The 20,149-nt window shown below is 66.8% G+C and carries 9 protein-coding genes; 4 read left to right on the top strand and 5 right to left on the bottom strand.

The window, feature by feature from the left end; genetic code table 11:
• Nucleotides 1-229: 229 nt before the first annotated feature.
• Genes HZA32_08930 through HZA32_08920 form a run of 3 tightly spaced genes read right to left on the bottom strand, consistent with a single transcriptional unit; the run spans nt 230 to nt 6,312 of the window.
• Nucleotides 230-2,314 carry a restriction endonuclease subunit S gene (locus HZA32_08930; protein ID MBI5424201.1) on the bottom strand — a complete coding sequence of 695 codons (2,085 nt, stop codon included), beginning with the start codon at nt 2,312-2,314 and terminating at the stop codon, nt 230-232.
• The gene (locus tag HZA32_08925; GenBank protein ID MBI5424200.1) at nt 2,311-5,175 is read right to left on the bottom strand and encodes a DEAD/DEAH box helicase family protein; all 2,865 of its coding nucleotides are present in this window, start codon (nt 5,173-5,175) and stop codon (nt 2,311-2,313) included. Before HZA32_08925 ends, HZA32_08930 begins: the two co-directional genes overlap by 4 nt.
• A gap of 57 nt (nt 5,176-5,232) precedes the next feature.
• Nucleotides 5,233-6,312, bottom strand: coding sequence for a hypothetical protein (locus tag HZA32_08920; protein ID MBI5424199.1), 1,080 nt, complete (start codon nt 6,310-6,312; stop codon nt 5,233-5,235).
• 146 nt (nt 6,313-6,458) lie between these two features.
• Here HZA32_08920 and HZA32_08915 point away from each other — a divergent pair, with 146 nt between their 5' ends.
• The 3 genes from HZA32_08915 (at nt 6,459) to HZA32_08905 (ending at nt 12,777) form a co-directional block, all read left to right on the top strand.
• Entirely contained in the window at nt 6,459-7,832 is a 1,374-nt protein-coding gene (locus tag HZA32_08915; protein MBI5424198.1) for an acetylxylan esterase, read from the top strand.
• Nucleotides 7,833-7,999: 167 nt separating this feature from the next.
• Nucleotides 8,000-9,118 carry a DNA-binding transcriptional regulator gene (locus HZA32_08910; protein ID MBI5424197.1) on the top strand — a complete coding sequence of 373 codons (1,119 nt, stop codon included), beginning with the start codon at nt 8,000-8,002 and terminating at the stop codon, nt 9,116-9,118.
• 155 nt (nt 9,119-9,273) lie between these two features.
• Nucleotides 9,274-12,777 carry a TonB-dependent receptor plug domain-containing protein gene (locus HZA32_08905; GenBank protein MBI5424196.1) on the top strand — a complete coding sequence of 1,168 codons (3,504 nt, stop codon included), beginning with the start codon at nt 9,274-9,276 and terminating at the stop codon, nt 12,775-12,777.
• A 55-nt stretch (nt 12,778-12,832) separates the two neighbouring features.
• On the opposite strand, the gene HZA32_08900 is transcribed toward HZA32_08905, so the two are convergent.
• Complete coding sequence (locus tag HZA32_08900; GenBank protein ID MBI5424195.1) at nt 12,833-13,720, bottom strand: 3-methyladenine DNA glycosylase; 888 nt, start codon at nt 13,718-13,720, stop codon at nt 12,833-12,835.
• Nucleotides 13,717-14,136, bottom strand: coding sequence for an EamA family transporter (locus tag HZA32_08895; GenBank protein MBI5424194.1), 420 nt, complete (start codon nt 14,134-14,136; stop codon nt 13,717-13,719). The genes HZA32_08900 and HZA32_08895 overlap by 4 nt, the downstream gene beginning before the upstream one ends.
• 209 nt (nt 14,137-14,345) lie before the next feature.
• On the opposite strand from HZA32_08895, the gene HZA32_08890 reads away from it, so the two are divergent.
• On the top strand, nt 14,346-20,051 hold the full coding sequence (locus tag HZA32_08890; protein ID MBI5424193.1) for a hypothetical protein: 5,706 nt from the start codon (nt 14,346-14,348) through the stop codon (nt 20,049-20,051).
• The last annotated feature ends 98 nt before the right edge of the window (nt 20,052-20,149 follow it).

Below are 20,149 nucleotides of genomic sequence, written 5' to 3'. Positions count from 1 at the left end.
CAGGGCGATGTGATCTGGCTTGGCAAAAAGCTTAGCCAGCTCGGCCAGCTGCTCCTCCGGGATCAGGGACGGGTCCAGGCGGTTGTTTCGGGTGGTGAGCATAGTGGGGCAAACATCGTCAGCGGAGGCACGAATTCAAGTGCTTAAACGCTATAAACGCCATATTCGCCATAAGCGATTCTTGCGCGATTGATGCTAACCGACTGATGTTTAGTCGCTTTTGGTCGAATTAAGGCAAAATGGCTTGCTGCTTTTGGCTGGCGACCAACTGACCGGTGCCCTTGGGGACAAAGCCGTGCTGCGTCATCCATGCGATCGCGCCGAAGAAGCGATTCCGGGGGATGTCCAGCTTTCGCCTGTGCCAGTTCTCGCGGGCTTCGGTGACGATAGCTTCGTCGGTGATCGGCGTCTGGCGCAGGAGCAGGTTGTTCCAGGCGGCGTAAACGGTGGCGAAGATCTCTATGGCCTTGGTGTCCTTCAGGACGTGCAGCTGCTCCAACAGATTCTCGACGATGGCAAACTTGGGACCAAGTGTGCGCTCAGTGGCGATAAGCAAGGCCGGCAGGTTGCGGCCGGCATGGTAGTGATAAACCGGGCCGTCATGCGTTACGGTGAACCAGCCCTTCGCGCGCGCCCGGTGCTCGATCTGTTTGGCCCGGCGGAAGTCGTTCGGACCGGCGGCGTCCTTCACCGGATGGCGGTCGAGCTGCAAGTCGACCAACGCGTCAGCCAGATGGACGATCTTCTCGGCGTTGGTGTGGCCGAGGAACTGTTTCCGCCGGTCGAAGCGGTCGATGGCCAGGGCGACGATGCCGGCCTGGAGGTCGGTTTTGCCGAGCGGCTTAAAGGCCGCGATCTCGGGGAAAAGATCGGGCTCCGGTTGCGTGGGGCCGCGGCTCGCTTTTGCGGCGGCCACGCGACGGGCAGGAGCGGAGTGGCTGCCGCGCTCGGCGTGGAGGCGGGCCAGCAACGCGGAGGCGGGCTCGTCGGTGACGATCTGGGGGACGAGGCGGCCGGTGAAGGCTTTTTTCAGGATCGCCTGCCGCAAGGCCTCGCTCCGCTTCAGCGCGGCGTCGATCTCCCGCTCGTTCCGCTCGATCACCTCGAATTGCTCGTCCAGCTTCCGCACGATCTCCTGTTGCTCGGGGAAGGAGCAACGCACGAACGGAAGCGACGCGATGTCCTTGGAACTGATATTCTGCACCCCCATTCCCTTCGCCAGACGGATCAGCGACTGCTCGGCCGTGGCCAAAAAAAGACCAAGAAACCGCGGATCATGCGCTTCGGGCTCGAACAGCTCGATCTTGCCGGTCCGTTGGTTCTGCAACGCGACTTCGTCCAACTCGTAGCGACAGACTTTTCCGATCGAGCCGGACATGCCGATGAGGATGTCGCCCTTCACAAGAGTGAAACCGGAATGCTGCCTCAAATACGCGGCATCCACGTAGACTGCGTGGGTAATGTCGACTGTGTCGCCCTGTAGCTGGGATTGGCGAATTATCGGCACTTCGCTCGGGTTCTCACGACGATCTTTGAACCATTCGCTTTTGAACGCGTAGCCATTTCGGATTCGAGCGACGTCGCCGAATCGGCATCTCATCCAACCAGGTGGCAATCCAGCTGTAGGCCCATCAGCTGAGTTAGTCGCCGGGGGTGCGAGTTGGGCGGGGTTTTGGGTGCGCCACTGGGCGGTCAGCTTGCCCTCGAAGGCTTGTTTGAGGAGCGACTGGCGATAGACGCCGAGTTGCCGCCGCGCCACCCGCAGACTCTCCTCCCCGGCCTCCAACTCGCTGAACAACTCCTCGATCTTCGCCACGATCCGCTTCTGCTCGGTCAGCGGCGGCAGGGGGATTGAGAAATCTTGGAGCGCAGGAAATTCGATGCTGTGAACCGTGGTTCCTCCTTTCCGACAGGTGTTGAGAATATCGCGCTCGAAGCACTGAAAAATCAGGCGGAGATACTCAGCGTCGGTGATCTCGTGAGGCGTTACAGCTTTGATGTCCTGATTCAGCGCGACAGGCACAAGGTTCACCGCGACTGGAAGCGAATGCGCCAGAATCCCGGAGCGCGTGACGAGCAAGACTGAGCCCGCCGCGATGAGGTTGGTGGCCGACGATTCTACGGCCGACTCGGTGATCAGGTCCTGAGCGGTCGACAGTCGCGGTTGCTTCATATCCTTGGGCGAAACCCAAGGAATGGTGCCGTTCGTCCAGAAGGCTGGATTAGCTTTGCTTGGCGTGCCGCCGCCGCGCCATTGGCCGACCTCGGCGAGCTTGATCGAGGTCCACGAATTCGGAAGGGACTCGTCACTCACGCCGTCAGCTCCTGGTTGGCTTCTTCGATGAGGGCGTCCATGCGTTCGCCGAAGAGTTCATACATTTTCCCGAGACCGCCTTTGGCGTCGAAGGGGGCGTAGTCGAGGTCCTCGCGTTCGAGGCGGCAGGCGGTTGCCACGTGGTCGCGGATGAGTTGGAGGAAGGCGGTCTGCTCGGCGTTGAAGGGTTTTCCCGCATTTTTGCGGAGGATCCAGTCGCGGAAGTTGCGGCGCACGGTGTCGGCGAAGGGCGTGAGTTTTTGATCGAGGCCGCAGGCGCGGCGGAGGAGGGCGACGAGGGCGGTCAATTCGGTGAGGGGGCGGGCGTTGTCCGGCACGGCGTCGAGACGGGCGTAGGCGTCCCACACGCGGTGGGGCGCGAGGCGCGGGGCGTGGGTGCGGAGGGTGTCGAGCACGGTCTGGATCTGCGCGAGGGTGACGTGGGCGCGGCGTTGGGGCTGGGTGTAGTAGATCGTGAGCGCGTCGAGCCGGTCGCGGTGATCGCGGCAGAAGGTCTCGAAGTCGGAGACGAAGGCGGTGGCGCGGGTCTGGGCGTCGGCATCCCACTCGGCGCGGAGGACTTTGTCCTGCGTGTCGTGGTCGATGGTCTGCATGTTTTCGGTGCAGAAGGCGACGATCTGGGTGACGACGGCGCCGGTGAGCGGGGCGCGGGCGGCGGCGACGAGCTGCTGCTGGGCGCGTTCGCGGGCGGTGTCGCCGGGGTCGGCGGCGGGCGGGACGCCGGCGAGTTCGCGGGCTTTTTGCTCGATGGCGTCGCCGTCGAGCGCGTGGAAGAGCGCGCCGACAATCTGGCTGACGGTGGTGCCGCCCATGCGGGTGGCGAGGGCGTGTTTTTGCAGCGGGGTGAGCTGGCGGTCGATGCGGGCGAGGCGGCCGGCGAGGGAGGAAACGGTGTCGGCATCGGTCGCGCCCATAACGACCTCCATGGCGAGGTCTTTGAAGGGGACGGTGGGGCGGGTGACGGGCGGGCGGCTGTCGGTCTTGAGGGAGCGGGTGACGCCGATGGCGTCGACGATGACGTAGTGGGTTTTCGCGGACTTGGCGCTGGGCGTGGCCTTGCGGAGGCCGTCGAGGTCGAGCGTGCGCGTGCCGCGGCCCTTCATCTGCTCGAAGTAGCCCTTCGATTTCACGTCGCGCAGGAAGAGCAGACACTCGAGCGGTTTCACGTCGGTGCCGGTGGCGATCATGTCCACGGTGACGGCGATGCGCGGGTGGTAGCCGTTGCGGAACTGGGAGAGGACGGACTTGGGGTCCTCGGGCGGCATGACGAAGTCGTCCGCGACGACGCGCTCGTCGGAGCCGGGCGTGAAGGTGATCTTTTTGACGCCCTGGTCGGAGCCGAAGGTGACCTTTTTGCAGAAGGCGTTGCCCTCGCCGAACTCCTCGCGGACGAGGTTGATGATGTCGTCGGCGTGGGAGTCGGTCTTGGCGAAGATGAGGGTCTTGGGGACCTCGAAGGCGCCGGCGGCGTCGCGGCGGTCGGGGAATATTTCAGGGAGCTGGTCGCGGAACGTGCGGATGACGGTGCGGAGCTGCGAGGGGTTGACGATGTCGCGGTCGAGTTTCTTGGCGGAGTAGGCCTCGTCCTGGTCCTGCTGCTGCCAGCGGCGGGCGCGGGTGAGTTTTTCGCGTTTCTCGACGAGGCCTCTGAGGACGGTGCCGCCGTTTTTGGAGACGTCGGTCTCGATGACGTAGATCTCGCCCTGGACGTTGACGCCGTCGGCGACGGCGCGTTCGTGGGTGTATTCGGAGACGACGTTTTGGCGGAAGAAGCCGTAGGTGCGGGCGTCGGGCGTGGCGGTGAGGCCGACGAGGAAGGCGTCGAAGTAGTCGAGGACCTGTTGCCAGAGGTTGTAGATCGAGCGGTGGCACTCATCGATGACGATGAGATCGAAGAACTCGGGCGGGACGGCGGCGGAATAGGCGACGGGGATGGGCTCGCGCTTGCGGTCGGAGCGCTCGGCGGGATTTTCGTCCTCGGCGGAGGCGTCGAGCTCCTCGCCTTGGAGAATCGAATACATCCGCTGGATGGTGGAGATGTAGACCTCGGCGTCGGTCGGCAGGTGGGAGGAAGCGAGGCGCGTGACGGTGTAGAGTTCGGTGAACTTGCGGTTGTCGTCGTTCGGCGTGTAGGCGAGGAACTCCTGCTCGGCCTGCTCGCCGAGGTTGCGTGTGTCGACGAGGAAGAGCACGCGGCGGACGCGGGCGTGCTTGAGCAGCCGGTAGATCGACGTGATAGCGGTGAAGGTCTTGCCCGAGCCGGTGGCCATCTGGACGAGCGCGCGGGGCTTGGCGGCTTTGAGAGAGGCGTCGAGATTCGTGATGGCGTCGATCTGGCAGGCGCGCAGGCCGGTGGGGTCGAGCGCGGGAAGATCGTGAAGGCGGGCGCGGAGGGAGCGATGGCGGAGATTTTCGCGGAGTGTTTCGGGACGGTGGAACGAGAACACTTCGCGCGAGCGGGGCTTGGGATCGCGCTGGTCGGTGAAGCGGACGATGACGCCGGTGGCTTGGTAGAGAAACGGGAGTGGCACGCCGGTGGATTGGACCCACTTCAATTTGGCGGCGGCGTAGTCGGCGGTTTGCTCCTCCACGGTCGTGATCGTTTGGCCGAGCGTTTCCTTCTTGGCCTCGATCACGCCGACCGGTTTGCCATCGACGAAGAGGACGTAGTCGGCCGGGCCGGAGTCGGTGGAGTATTCGCGGACGGCCTGACCTTCGCCGGCGTGGAAATCGATCTCGTCCTTCGACTGCACGGTCCAGCCGGAGGCGCGGAGCTGGGCATCGATCGCGTCGCGAGCGACCTGCTCGGGAGTCTGATTGGGCGACGAGGCGGTGGACATGACGCGGGGCGCCGTGATTCATGTCGGCGCCGGATGGGCGCGCGAGCTTTTCTCCTCCTACGGCCGCGGCAGGTGGCCGGTGGCGTCGTGCTCGATGCGGGCGCGGGTCTTGGCGAGGCTTTCGCGGACGAGCTGGCCCATCGTCGTGCAGGCGAGGAAGTCCTTCGATTCGTAGTGGTCGGCGAGGCCTTCGCGGAGCTGGTGGACGTTCTCGTCCGGCGCGATCGGATCGACCGACATGGCGTCGAGCAGGGCGTCGAGGCGCGCTTTCGCGAGCTCGGCGCGTTGCAGCATCAGCGTCTGTTCCTCGCGCTGGTATTGGAAGGCAGTCTTCGCGTGCAGGTGCTTGGTGCAGAATTGCACGAGCGGGCCGTTGTCCTTGAAGAACTGCGGCAGGTAGAAATTTTTCCGCGCGTGATGGCTTTGCTGGTCGAAATCCATCGCGCGGATGCGGATTTGCGCGCTCTCGAAGTCGGGCGTGACGACGAAGACGAAGTTGTAGCTGCGCATGTCGCCGAGCAGGCGGATGAAGCAGCGCTCGTTGAACTTCACCAACTCCTTTGCGATGCGGATCGGGCGCAGCGTGGGGTCGCCGAGCCAGCGTTCGATGAAGACGTCGCCGGGCACACCGGCGATGTGTTCCTCGATGAGCGTGTTGCCGTGGGTGAGGAAATTCAGGCGGTTGGGCGAAAGCAGGTGCTCGAGTTCGAGGCCGTAGACGCGCGACGAGTCGGCCTTCTTCACGTAGAAGTAGTCCGGGTTTTCGTTGTAGGCGTTCACGATGCGCACGCGGAACGGCATCGAGTTGCCGAAGGAACAGAAATCCACGCGGTCGATGTAGAGGTGCTGCATCACCGAGAAGTCGCCGTCGACCTTCAGGAGGGCGTAGATGCGTTTCAGGCCCTCGTTGATCGTCTGCATTTCCTCGGCGCGGTAGACGACGGTGTCCCAGAGGGTGTTTTTGCCGTCGTTGTCGACGAGTGGCATCGCCTCGTGGAAGTCGCGCAGGCGCTCGTAGGTGACGGGCAGGTCGCGCTCGCGGCGGTAGCGGCGCAAGTAGCCGCGCAACTCGTCGCGAATCGGGTAGGCGGGCTTCTTCGGCGTGCGGTCCTGGATGATGTAGCCCGGTGCGGACATGCGTCGGCCAACGTAGGCCCGGATGCGCGCGGCGCAACTCCGCAGGAAGTGTCAGGCGCGGACTCGGCGGTGCGTCCGCACGGTTCTCAGCGGCGCGGACAAAGGTTCTCATGTCGCGGCCGGGGCCGGTGTGGCATCGTGGCGCCATGCGTTTTTCGATCGCGTTGCCCTGGGCCGGGTGGTTCCGCGTCGCTCCACTCTGCGGCGTGCTCGCCGCGGTCGGCGCTTCCCCGGCGCTCGAAATCTCCCCCGTGCCTCCGGCCGCGCAGCGCCGACTCGCGACGGTGCGCGTGGAAGTCGTGCCCGACCGCGCCGATTGGACGTATACGGTCGGCGAGCCGGTGCGTTTCCGCGTGGCGGTGCGCGCGGACGGTCATCCGGTGCCCGGCGCCGCGATCACCTACACCGTCGCGCCCGAGCACACGCGCGCCCCGCGCGTGCGTGCGGAAGTGCCGGCGGAGGGATTGACGATCGACGGCGGCACGCGGAGCGAGCCGGGTTTCCTGCGTTGCATCGCGGAGACGGAAGTCGGCGGTCGCAAATACCGCGGGCTGGCCACCGTGGCGTTCGCGCCCGAGCGGGTCCAGTCGGCGCAGGTGAATCCGACGGATTTCGACGCGTTCTGGGAAAAGAGCCGCCGCGAACTCGCCGCGGTGCCGATGCAACCCGAGGTGACGCTCCTGCCCGAGGCGTGCACGGACGAGTTGAACGTCTACCACGTCAGCTTCCGCACGATCGGCGTCGAGTGGCTCGGGCCGTCGCGCATCTACGGCATCCTGTGCGAGCCGAAGGCGCCGGGGAAATACCCCGCGTTGCTCCGCCTGCCCGGCGCGGGCGTGCGGCCCTATGCGGGCGACAAATCCACCGCGGCGCGCGGTTTCATCACGCTCGAGATCGGCATCCACGGACTCCCGGTGAATTTGCCCAAGGAGGTCTACGACCGCCTCTACGCCGGGGCGCTGTCGGACTACGCGACGTTCAACCTCGATAATCGCGAGACGTTCTACTTTCGCCGCGTCTATCTCGGGTGCGTGCGGGCGAATGATTTTCTGGCCACGCGCGCCTCGTGGGACGGACGCAATCTCATCGCGGCCGGCTCGAGCCAGGGCGGGCGGCTCGCGATCGTCACGGCCGCGCTCGATCCGCGCGTGACGGGCGTGGTCGCCGTGCATCCGGGGTTTTGCGACGTGACGCCCGCCGCGCTGCACCGGCGCGGCACGGGGCGGCTGCAGCCGTTCAGCGCCGAAGAGTTGGCCGCCTCGGTGCACGCCACGCCGGCGAAGTGCGCGACCGCCGCCTATTACGACACCGTCAACTTCGCGCGCCGGCTGCGCGTGCCGGGTTACTACACGTGGGGCTACAACGACGAGATCGTCACGCCGACTTCGCTGCACGCCGCCTACAACGCCATCACCGCGCCCAAGACGCTCGAACTCACCCTCGAACTCGGCCACGCCTACACGAGCGAGCAATGGGACGCGATGCAGGCGTGGATCGAGCGGCAAACCGCGCCGCGTTGACGTTGATCGCGGTGCCGCCGCCGCCTTGACCTGCGGCGCTCCGCTCGCCACGACTGACCGCCCTTGGCGCGCGGATCGCGCCGCTCCCGCCCCGGAGATCACCTTCGTGTCCTGTGAAACCCCAGATCCTGCTCGTTTTTCTCACCCGCTTCGAGGAGTGCAACGCCATGCTCCAGGGCGTCGCGCACTACGAGCGTTCGCACCGGCCGTGGGCGGCGTTCCTCGACGATGAGGCGCGCGCCGAAATCGACCCGCAGTGGTTGCGCAGCAAGCGCTGGGACGGCGTCATCAGCCGCCACACGACGCCCGCGCTCGTCGAGTCGTGCCGGCAGTTGCGCCTCCCGCTCGTCGATCTCAACGACGTGCCGCCGTTTCCCGGCGTGCCGAAAATTCGTCCGGACAACGTCGCCCTCGGCCACTACGGCGCCGAGCACTTCCTCGAGCGCGGCTACCGCCACTTCGCCTTCTGCGGTTTTCGCAACGACGGCTGGGCCTGCGAGCGCCGCGACGGCTTCCTCGAGGCGCTCGCGCTCGCCGGGCGCAGCTGCCACGTGTTCGACGTCGATTATCCCGGCAACCTCACGCCGTTCTGGGACGAGAGTCAGACCGACGCTCTCGCTGCCTGGCTCAAGGGCATGCCGAAACCCGTCGGCGTGATGTGTTGCAACGACCTGCGCGCGCTGCAGGTCGTCAGCGCCGCGCAAAACGCCGGCCTGCTCGTGCCCGAGGAGGTCGCCGTGCTCGGCGCCAACAACGAGACCATTCGCTGCGAACTCGCTTACCCGCCGCTCTCGAGCGTCGCGACCAACGCCTTCCAATCCGGCTACCTCGCGGCCGAGTGCCTCGCCCAGCTCATGCGCGGCGAGACGCCGAGCGCCACCGACATCCGCGTCGAGCCGATCGCCGTCGTGCCGCGCTACTCCACCGACGTCCTCGCGATCGAGGACCGCATCGTCGCCGCCGCGCTCGGCCACATCCGCGAGCACGCCTGCCACGGCGTCACCGTGGCGCAGCTGCAGAAAATCACCGGCGCCTCGCGCAGCCTGCTGGAGCGGAAGTTCCGCAGCCTCCTCGGCCGTTCGCCGCAGGCCGAGATCCGGCGCGTGCAGATTTCCAAGATCAAGCAGCTGCTCTTCGAGACGGATTTCCCGATGAAGAAAATCGCCGAGCTCACCGGCTTCGAGCACGACGAATACATGTGCGTCGTCTTCAAGCGCCTCACCGGCGTTTCGCCCGGGGCGTATCGCCGCCGCGTGCAGACGCAGCGTCCGGCGAACGCGCGATGACGCAAAGATTCTAAGTCGCGGGGCCAACCGAACTCATTTCCACGGAGCCGCCGGGGCGCTACCTTCGCGGCGCTCACCCCGGTTTCGCTGTCACCCCGCTCCGTCGCCTCCCGGTCGCCTCCGTGTCCGGTGCCACGGCAACCCTTCCCCAAATCATGATCACCCCTCGCACGCCCTCGTCATCCGCCTGGTGGCTTGCCGCCGTTGCCGGTCTCCTCGGACTGACCCTCAGCGCGGCCGCCCAGACGGTAGCCCCAGCATCTCCGTCGACCAAACCGGAGCCGAAGAAAATCGAGCTCCCGCGCGCGAGCGAGTCCGCGAATACCGCCGACGAAAAGGAAAACGACGAGGAGGTCGTGCAACTCGCGCCGTTCGTCGTCGCGGGCGAAGCCGATCGCGGCTACCAAGCCACGTCGACGCTCGCCGGCACGCGCCTGCGCACCGAACTGCGCGACGTCGGCGCCGCGATCTCGGTGGTCAATGCGCAGTTCCTCGCCGACACCGCGTCGACCAACGCGAAGGACGTCCTCGTCTACACCACCGGCACCGAGGCCGCCGGCCTGGGCGGCAACTACTCCGGTCTTTCCACCGGCCAGGGTTTCTCCAACGCCGAAGACGGTCTCGCCAGCCCGAACTCGATGACGCGCGTTCGCGGCCTCAGCGGCGCCGACCTCACGCGCGACTTCTTCTCCACCGACATCGGCCTCGATTCCTACAACACCGAGCGCATCGACATCTCGCGCGGCGCGAACGCCATCCTCTTCGGCCTCGGCAGCCCCGCCGGCATCATCAACAACCAGCTCAAGATGCCGAACCTGCGGAAAAACGGCGTCACATTCACCCAGAGCGTGAGTCGCTACGAGTCGCACCGCGAAGTGATCGACGTGAACCAAGTCGTCGAGAAGGACCGCCTCGGCATCCGCATCATCGGCCTGAACGACGAGGAAAAATTCCGCCAGGAACCCGCCTTCGAGGACGACCGCCGCCTCTACGCCGCCGTTCGCTGGGAGCCGCGCCTCGTGAAGAACGGCACCACGCAGATCCAGGTCAGCTACGAGGACGGCAATATCCGCGCCAACCGCCCGCGCCTCAACCCGCCCGCCGACGGTCTCACCGTCTGGTTCGATGTGCTCAACAAGGTCGCGCTCGATCCCACCAACACCAGCGCGGTCACGAACAATCCCACGCTCGCCGCGCACCTCGGCTCCGCCGGCCGCTGGTTCGGCCAGGTCGGCGCCGTGTTCACCGATCCCGCCTCCAACGCGCAGGGCGGCAACGGCGTCCCCGCTTACATGATGAGCCGCGGCGGCACGCCCACCTACACCCAGTGGTATGGCGTCTACAATTACACCTCCGCCGGCAACAACCCGAATTTCTTCCTCAACAAACTCTACGCGCCCGCCGGCGAAGCCTACGCCGGACTCTGGCGCGCGCAGGAAATCAGCGACCCGTCGATCTTCAACTTCTACGACCAGCTCCTCGACGGTCCGAACAAATCCGAGAGCACCGACTTCAACGCCCTCAACGCCGTCGTCCGCCAGACGTTCCTCAATGACGCCGTCGGCCTCGAACTCGCCTACGACAAGCAGGAGCACTCGCGCCGCAATCGCAGCCTCATCGGTTTCGACGCCGCCATAATCCACGTCGACATGCAGTCCAAGCTCGTCGACGGCTCGCCCAACCCGAACTTCGGCCGCCCGTATTTCGCCTCCGACTCCATCGGCAACTACATGGTCGACACCGACCGCGAAGCCTGGCGCGCCACCGCTTACGGCACCGCCGACTTCACGAAGAAAACCTCCTGGCTGCGCCACCTCGGCCGCCACGTCTTCACCGGCGTCTACAGCAAACAGGAGAGCGAGCGCCTCTCGCGCACCTACCAGGGCTACGCCTACACGCTCGACCAGAACGTCTACGCCGACAGCTCCACCGCGCAGTCCTATCCGGGTTACGTCGCCCTCCACTACCTCGGCGGCTCGATCGCCAACCGCACCTCCGCCTCCGGCGCCAACATCCAGGGCCTCACCGCACTGCACGAGCCGGCGGCCACCGGCACCGCGTTGCTCTTCGACAACCGCATCGACAAATGGGTCTACGCGCCCGTCTCGGTGATCACGCCCGAGCGCGATCTCGACAAACTCTACTCCAACGCCTCGCGCTCCTTCAACCGCACCGAGAGCTACTCCGCGATCTGGCAGAGCTACCTCCTGAACCGCAAACTCGTCGGCCTCGTCGGCTGGCGCCAGGACGAATACGATCTCTTCGACGCCGGCACGCCGCCGACCGTCAGCCCCACCGGCCAGGTCGACCCGTTCGCCGCGTCCTGGGTTTATCCGCAACAAGCCACCATCCACGCCAAGGACTCGACCGTCAGCTGGAGCGTCGTCGGCCACACGCCTGACTTCATCAAGCGCCGCCTGCCGCGCGGCATGGACGTCAGCCTCTCCTACAACCGCTCGGAAAACTTCCGTCCGTCCTCCACCGTCGCCGACGTCTATGGCCGGCCGTTCTCGCCGCCGCGCGGTTCGACGCGCGACTACGGCATCACGCTCTCGTTCGCCGACAACAAACTCGTCCTCCGCGCCATCCGCTACGAGACGCTCCAAGCGAACGACGTCAGCACGTTCTACAACACCTTCTGGCCCGGCAACGACGTCGTCCGCGCCATGAACGGCCTTCGCGGCACCAACACCTCCGAGGTGCTCATCAACCGCTGGTTCGGCTTCAAGCCCGGCGACGCCGATTACCTGCCGCTCCGCTCCGGCCTGACGAGCGGCACGAGCGCCAATCCCGGCCTCACCACCGCCGAACGCACCGCGCGCGACGCGTGGTTCGCCCGCCGCACCGTCGCCGAGTGGCTGCGCCCCGTCGACCCGTTGCTCGCGCAGACCTGGGCCTTCACCCAAAACGCCAGCGGCACCTGGTCCGCCACGCGCCCGCCCAATGTCGGCAACATCGCCGACACCGAATCGCGCGGCACCGAACTCGAAGTCACCTACAACCCGCTCCCGAACTGGCGCATGACCTTCAACGCCGTCCGCCAGGAGGCCGTGCGCACGAATTACGGCAAGGACTTCGAGGAATTCATCACCCGCAACCTCCCGCTCTGGACCGACGGCGACGGCGTCATCGCCGGCAGCATTCGCGACCAGAACGGCTTCGAGGACATCCCGTATTTCAACAGCGTCACCGGCTCGCGCCTCGGCGTGATGGCGATCAACAACATGTATGTGCCCTACCTGAACGCGCTCGCCGCCAACAACGCGTCGGTGCAAGAGCTGCGCAAGTGGCGCTTCAACTTCGTCAGCAACTACGAGTTCACGCGCGGCCCGCTCAAGGGCTTCTCCATCGGCGGCGCCACGCGCTGGCAGGACCGCGTCGCCATCGGTTACGGCGTGAAGAAAAACGCCGCCGGCCAATGGGTCTCCGACGTCAACCAGCCCTACTACGGCAGCGACGAACTCGACGTGGACCTCTGGCTGAAATACACCCGCCGCCTCGCGCGCGACAAAGTCCGCTGGACCGTGCAGCTCAATGTGCGCGACATCCTCGGCACCGACGACCTCATCGCCGTCACCGCGCAACCGAACGGCACCACCGCTTCGTTCCGCATCCCGCAGCCGCAGCAGTGGACGATCACCAATACGTTCGCGTTCTAAACCCGCAGCCCGGCGCCCGCGGCGATCGAATCGCCCCGGGCGCGCCGCCGGAACCTCAATTGCCCAGCAACCGCTCGCACAGCGCGATCAAGCGCGCGCGCAGCGGCTGGCTGCGCTCGGCGAAGCCGCGCTGGAGGCGCTCGTAGTCGGCGCGACCCTCGGGCGTCTCGATCGCGATTGGCGCGAGGCCGAGCGCGCGGCAATCGTAGGGACTCGCGCGCATGTCGACCTCGCGGATCTCGCGCGCCAGCGCGAAGCAGTCGGCCATCAGCTCGCTCGGCGTGAACGGCGCGAGTTTGAACGCCCACTTGTAGAGATCCATGTTGGCGTGCAGGCAGCCGCGCTGCTCGAGCTGCGTCGTGGTCGCGCGCTCGGGCTGCAGGCGGTTCAGCGGCCGCGCGGCCGGCGTGAAAAAGCGGAACGCGTCGAAATGCGAGCAGCGGATCGGCAGCGACTCGGTGATGCGCGCGACTTCCTCCGGCGGAAAACGCAGCGGCAGCTGCGCGTGGCGGATTTCCTCCGGCGCGAGCCGGTAAACCATCGCCCACTCGTGCAGGCCGAAGCAGGCAAACGCCGGCGGGCGCTCCGCGGTCGCGCGCAGCAGCCCGAGCAGCCACGCGAGCGACTCGCGGCGCTTCGGGTCGAACGCGCTGCAGTTCACGCGCACGCCGCCGTCGGCCTCGACGTATTCCGGCCAGCGCAGATACTCGCGCGCGGCGTCGCCGAGCAGCACGACATCCGGTCCCGGATGCCAGCGGCGCAGCCAGCTCGGGCGGTAAGCATAGTATTCCCAGAGGAAATCTTCGACCGGATGCTTCTCGCCGCGCGCCTGCCGCGCCTGATGCGGATCGGTCCAGACGCGCACGCGCGCCTCATGCGCGCGCCGGCGCTCGAGCCAGTCGGACTCGGCGAGTTGCAGCGGTGCGGGCGAGAGCGTGTTCACTTCGGCCACACGACAAGCGCGGTGCCGGCGAGAATCAACCCGCAACCGAGCGCCGTGCGCAGCGTGAGCGTTTCGCCGAGGAACACCGCCGCGAGCACGAGCGTCAGCGCGAGACTCGACTTGTCGACCGCGCTCACGAGCGAGGCGGTGCCGAGTTGCAGCGCCTTGAAATAGAACAGCCACGACACGCCCGTCGCCACGCCCGAGAGCGCGAGGAACATCAGTGTGTGTCGCGAGAGCAACGTGACCGCGCCGAGATTGCCCTGCAGCGCGACAAGTCCCCACGCGAAGACGAGCACGACAACCGTGCGCACGGCGGTCGCGACGTTGGAGTCGACGCCGCGGATGCCGATCTTGGCGAGGATGGCGGTGAGCGCGGCGAACACCGCGGAAAGGAGAGCGTAGATCCACCACATGCGCGCGAGCATGCGTCCGCGCCCGCCCGGCGCGAGCCCGCGGTGCGGCCACCACTCCGCTCACGCGGGCCCCGCGCCCGGGTGGGCGAGGCAACCGAGGAGAACAGGCGGGCGAAGCAGCCGGAATTACCGGAACCTAGCCGTTCGGCCCGGGAAAAGAAGCGCCGTGCCGGAAATTCCGCGCCGGAAATCCGCAAATTGAGAGCACCATGCCTACGAACTTCCGCCCCCTCTGGCTTCGGCTGTGCCTCGCGCTGGCCGCCCTGGCCAGCTTTTGCGCCGCCGCCAGCGCCGCGCCCGTCACCACGCATCCGCGCATCCTCTTCCGCGCCGAGGACCTGCCCGCGCTCCGCACCCGCATGGACCCGGTCCAGAATCCCGTCTGGGCCGCTTTCCTGAACAACATCGTCAAACCCGCCGTCGACGCCTACCAGCGGAGCAGCACTTCCGCCTACCGCTTCGTCTACTACGACAAGAACGACCACAGCAAAGGCGGCGAGATGCGCTGGGTGCGCACCTCGCTCACCGAGGCCAACGGCACCGTCCACACCGAGAACGACAACGATTGGTCGGCGTGGGAGAACAACGACAACCTCCCCGCCGCGCCCGAGGACGATGTCGGCCAGGACAGCGGCAACGTCCGCCTCTTCTCCGAGCAATACGCGATGATCTTCGCGCTCATGGCGCGCCTCTACGACGACGGCAAACCCGAGCACCAGACCACGCGCGACGAATACCTCACGATGGCGAAGGCCTGCCTCTTCCACGTGATCGACCAGGCCGCGCTCGGCACCGATCCGTCCAACGCATCGCCCTTCCGCCAATCCGGCTTCGCCACCAACGACCGCAGCTTCTCGCAGGAAGCCTTCCCCATCACCGTCGACCTCATCTACGAACACCTCACCGCGACCGAGAAGGCGAAGATCCGCAAAGCCTTCCTCGAGTGGACCGAGCAGGCCAACGCCCATTACTACTTCGCTCCGTATCGCGTGAACGGCCAGCACCTGCCCGCCAACTCGCCCGAACTGCTCCGCCTCAACGAGCCCGAACAAGCCGAACGCCACAACGAGATCCGCCTCGCGCTGAACAACCACTGGGGCAACCACCTTCGCCAAATGGGCCTCTACGGCCTCGCGCTCGACCCGCAGGACGACGTCCCCGCCGCCGCCAACGCCGGCGTCGCCGACACCGCCCCGGCCGGCTCGATCACTTCGCAGATCGTCTCCCCCGCCGACAATTCCTGGACGCCCGTCAACTACGGCGCGTTGCGCGACGCCACCGGCGTCTGGCTCTACCTCACCGACTACGCCTATCGCCACGACGGCGCCGGCGGTCTCTCCGTGGAAGGCATCGAATACGCCTCGAACGGCCTCGGCCCGGTCGGCGTCTTCATGAGCGCGCTGCACACCGCCGGCCAGGACGATCCCGCCGTGTGGGGCCCGCAGGTGTCTTTGAAAAACCACCCGCACTGGTCGCGCGCGGTCTCCGCTTATCTCTCGATGCTCACGCCCGCGCCGCGCACGCCGAACGGTCCCTACAACTACCTCGGCGCCGTCTTCCAGCCGCCGATGTATGGCGACCTCGAGAGCTCGCTCACGATCGTCAACGACCAGTTCATCAAGTTCCTCGCCCCGCTCGCGCTCACCGACGCGCGCATCAACGGCACCGCGTCGCCCACCGTCCAGGCCGTCCGCTTCATCCAGAAGAACCTCGCCAAGGGCGGACCCAATGCCCTCGCCACGCGCATCGCCGAGACGCGCTCCGAGAAACGCCTCCGCGACTCCATCTACTATTTCCTGCTCTTCGATCCGTCGCCGGACACGCCCGCGGCCACCGATCCGCGCCCCGCGATGCAGCCGCTCGACTTCTTCGCCGCGCACACGGTCGCCGGCAAAGAGATGGGCACCTACCTCGGCCGCACCGGCCAGACCGCCGCCGACACGATGTTCCACTTCCGCAATGATTGGAACCAGATCAACCATCAGCGCGGCGACTCGCTCTCCTTCGGCCTGTGGAAAAACGGACTCTGGCTCACCAAGGCGATGACCGGCTACGGCGGCCTGCAGGGCAGCTCCGATTACCGCAACGCCCTCAGCCTCGAGAACGGCGTGCCCGATCCGCAGACGCAGAACCCCACGAACGAAGTCGTCGCCGCCGAACACGGCAGCCAGTGGTTCTACAGCCCGCACGGCGATCCCGCGATCACCGCGCGCAGCCTGCGCGGCGAGTTCGCGTATTTCACCGCCGACGCCACGGAGCTCTACAACCATTACCACTACACGAATCTCCAAGAGATCACGCACGCCTCGCGCTCGATCGTGTGGCTGAAACCCAACCACGTCGTCGTCTACGACCGCGCCCGCTCGAAGTCCGCCGGTTACTACAAACGGTTTTTCCTGAACCTCCCCGAGAACACCGCGAAATACGGCGGCAACATCACCGTCGCCGGCAACCTCGTGCACGCCACCGCCCGCGACGGCAGCACGCCCAAGGCCGAGCTCTTCGTCAGCGCGCTCCTTCCGCTCAACGCCACGCCGCAAATCACCGATCAGGAAAGCGGCGAACCCGCCGACACCGAGGATAAGGAGAAAGCCCGCCTGTTCACCGAGGCTCCGGGCGCGCCGCAGGAAGCCCGCTTCCTCCACGTGCTGCAAGGCACCGATGCCGGCGTCGCCACGCCCGACGCCACGCAACTGATCCAGAGCACCGCCGGCGCCGCCTACGAAGGCGCCGTCGTAGGCCCCAGCGCGATCCTGTTCAAGAAGAACCTCACCGACACCGTGGCCACGCTCACCTACGTCGCGCCCGCCGCCGTCACGCAGCACTACATCACCGGCCTCACGCCCTTCGCCGGCTACGCGGTCGCGCAACTCGCCACCGCGGACGGCACGAGCGTGACCCTCACGGCCGATGCCGCCGCCACGCTCCACGCCGACGGCGGCGGCGTGCTCACGCTGGGCGTTGCCGCACTCCCGTCCGTTGCGCTTCAAGCTGCCGCGAGCTTCGTGCAAGAGTCGTCCGGTGCGCCGGTGTCCTTCACCGTCTCGCGCTCCGGCGATGTGAGCCAGCCGCTGACCGTCTCGCTCGCACTCGACGCCACCACGTCCGCTGCGACCTTCGCCGACGTCGCGGGCCTGCCGTCGCAAATCACGATCCCGTCCGGCAGCGCCAGCACGTCGTTCAACGTCACCCCGGTCGCCGACGGCCTCGCCGAAGGCAACGAAGCCCTCGTCGTGAAACTCGCCGCCGGCGCCGGCTATCAAGTCGACGCCGCGAGCGAGTCCGCGACCGTTTCGATCAACGAAACCGCCCCGCAGGCCGGCCACGTCCAGTTCTCCGCGACCAATTTCAACGTCGCCGAAAACGCCGCGTCCGGCCACGGCACGCTCACGGTCACGCGCACCGGCGGGTTCCAGACGGCGCTCACCGTGCATTACTCGATCACCGGCGGCACCGCCGTCGCCGGCACGGATTATACGTCCGTCAGCGGCGATCTCGTCTGGACCGAGAACGAGAGCGCCGCGAAGACGATCGACATTCCGATCATCGACAACGCCGTGCCGAACGGCGCGCGCAACATCGCCGTCACGCTCACCGCGCCATCCATAGCCGGCGCCATCGGCGCGCCCGCGCTCGCCACGCTCACCATCGGCGACGACGAGACGCCCGGCGGCACTGACTTCGGCGGCGGCAACAATAACAACAACGGCGGCGGCACGCCTGTTGTCCCGCTCACGCCGGGCGAAGGCACGCTCCAGTTCGCCGCGGCCGACTACACCGTCAGCGAAGCCGCCGGCACCGCGCAGCTCCACGTCTCGCGCACGGTCAGCAGCATCGGCGTCGTGAGCGTCAGTTACTACACGCTCGCTTACTCCGCCGTGGGCGGCACCGACTACCAGGCCGGCGGCGGCACCGTCACGTTCGCCGACGGCGAGACCGACAAGATCATCTCGATCCCGGTTTACGACAACGCCACGCCGCAAGCCTCGCGCTACTTCAAGGTCGCGCTCCAATCGCCCGGCAACGGCGGCGTCCTCGGCGCGCTCGTCGAGTCGACCGTCACCCTCACCGACGACGACGGCGGCACGCCTCCTCCCAACGGCGGCGGCAACAACAACTCGGGCGGCGGCAACAACAACTCGGGCAGCGGCAACAACAACAACGGTGGCGTCGTCGTGGTCCCGCCCGCCAATCCCGCCAACCCCGGCTCGTTCTCCTTCGCCTCGACCGCGCTCTCCGTCACCGAAGGCGCCGGCGTCGCCACTCTGACCGTCAATCGCGTCGGCGGCACCGACGGCGCCGTGAGCGTGAACTACTACACGCTCGCCGGCTCCGCCAACTCGACGACCGACTACCAATACACCTACGGCACCCTCCACTGGGCTGCGGGAGAAAGCCAGGCGCAGACCATCGACATCCCGATCAAGGACGACGATCAGGAGGAACCGACCAAGAGCTTCCAGCTCACGCTCGATTCGCCCGCCGGCGGCGCGACGCTCGGCGCCGGCTCCACCGCCACCATCACGATCGACGACGACGAGATCGTCTACCACGTCGGCCCGGGCCAGCAGTTCACCAGCCTCGCGCAGGTTCCCTGGTCCACGCTCGCCGCCGGCAACACCGTGCGCATCCACTGGCGCGCCGAAGCCTACAAGGAAAAGCTCCTCCTCTCCGCGCGCGGCACCGCCGAAAAACCGATCAAGATCGAGGGCGTCGCCGGCCCGAACGGCCAACTCCCCGTGATCGACGGCACCGGCGCGACCGCTGCCGCCAACATCGGCTACGCGCCGTGGTTCGGCGACGTGATGGAGCGCTCGCTCATCGCCGTCGCGCGCAACGCCGCGCAGCCGTCCGCCTACAAGCCCGGCTACCTCGTGATCTCGAACCTCGAACTCACGATGAGCGGCGCGCAAAACCCGATGCCGAGCTACGTGAAGCCCGACGGCTCCACCGCCACCTACTACTCGAGCGCCGGCGCGATCTTCCTCTACGGCGCCGAGCACGTGACGATCCGCGATTGCGAGATCCACGACACGCCCAACGGCATCGTCGCCGCGTCCGGCTCGTCCGAAGCCACGCTCACGCGCGACGTCATCGTCGACCGCTGCTGGCTCTACCACGCCGGCAAGGGCGGCAGCTACAACGGCTCCAATCTCCTCACGGAAGCCATCGGCCTCACCGTGCAGTTCTCGCGTCTCGACCGCGGCCTCAACGGCAGCAACACGCCCAACGTCCTCGACCGCTCCGCCGGCGTCGTTGTCCGCTATAACCGCATCGAGGGCGGCGCGAATCTCCTCTCGTTCATCGAGCCCGTCAGCGCGCCCGCGTTGATCGTCGCCGATCCGTCATTCGCCACCACGCACGTTTACGGCAACATCCTGCGCAACGGCGGCGGCGACTACGGCACCGACGGCAGCACGCTCATCCGCTACGGCGGCGACTGGAGCAACGCCGCCAACTTCCGCGCGGGCACGCTGCACTTCCACCACAACACCGTGGTCATGGATTCGCAGCGCTGGTCCACGTCGCTGTTCAACCTCACGCTCGCCGCCGCGCAAGTCGTCGCGAACAACAACGTCGTCCATCGCGTGAAGTCCGGCGCCGGTCCGTTCGATCTCATCAACTCCGGCCGCGCCATCGCGCTCGGCCGCAACTGGACGACGAGCAACGTCACCGTCGGCGGCAACGCCGTGGGCGGCACCGCGCTCGTCCTCAAGGGCGCCAACCCCGGCTTCGTGAATCTCGCCACCGGCGACCTTCACCCCGCCGCCGGCTCGCCGCTCCTCGACGCCGCGCAACCGCTCCCCGCCGGCGCGTTGCCAGTCGAGTTCGAATACCTCCCCGAAGCCGACGGCCAGCCGCGCACCACGCAAGGCGCCGCGCCCGACCTCGGCGCGCTCGAACAACCTAACTAACGACGCGACGGTGGAACGCGTTGACCTCAACGCGTTCCTGAACTCCCGCCGCAGATCGAATCCCCGAGCGCGTTGAGGTCAACGCGCTCCACCTCCAC

The organism is Opitutia bacterium, from assembly GCA_016217545.1.
Lineage (GTDB): Bacteria > Verrucomicrobiota > Verrucomicrobiia > Opitutales > Opitutaceae > Didemnitutus.
Note: the sequence above shows the minus strand (reverse complement) of the source record. Positions and strands in the feature narration are given on the sequence as shown.

Bases quoted from the DNA above. Each gene is read 5' to 3' on its own strand.
- HZA32_08915 (MBI5424198.1), top strand. From the start codon at position 6,459: ATGCGTTTTTCGATCGCGTTGCCCTGGGCCGGGTGGTTCCGCGTCGCT.
- HZA32_08905 (MBI5424196.1), top strand. From the start codon at position 9,274: ATGATCACCCCTCGCACGCCCTCGTCATCCGCCTGGTGGCTTGCCGCC.
- HZA32_08925 (MBI5424200.1), bottom strand. From the start codon at position 5,175: ATGTCCACCGCCTCGTCGCCCAATCAGACTCCCGAGCAGGTCGCTCGC.
- HZA32_08890 (MBI5424193.1), top strand. From the start codon at position 14,346: ATGCCTACGAACTTCCGCCCCCTCTGGCTTCGGCTGTGCCTCGCGCTG.
- HZA32_08910 (MBI5424197.1), top strand. From the start codon at position 8,000: ATGCTCCAGGGCGTCGCGCACTACGAGCGTTCGCACCGGCCGTGGGCG.
- HZA32_08895 (MBI5424194.1), bottom strand. From the start codon at position 14,136: ATGTGGTGGATCTACGCTCTCCTTTCCGCGGTGTTCGCCGCGCTCACC.
- HZA32_08920 (MBI5424199.1), bottom strand. From the start codon at position 6,312: ATGTCCGCACCGGGCTACATCATCCAGGACCGCACGCCGAAGAAGCCC.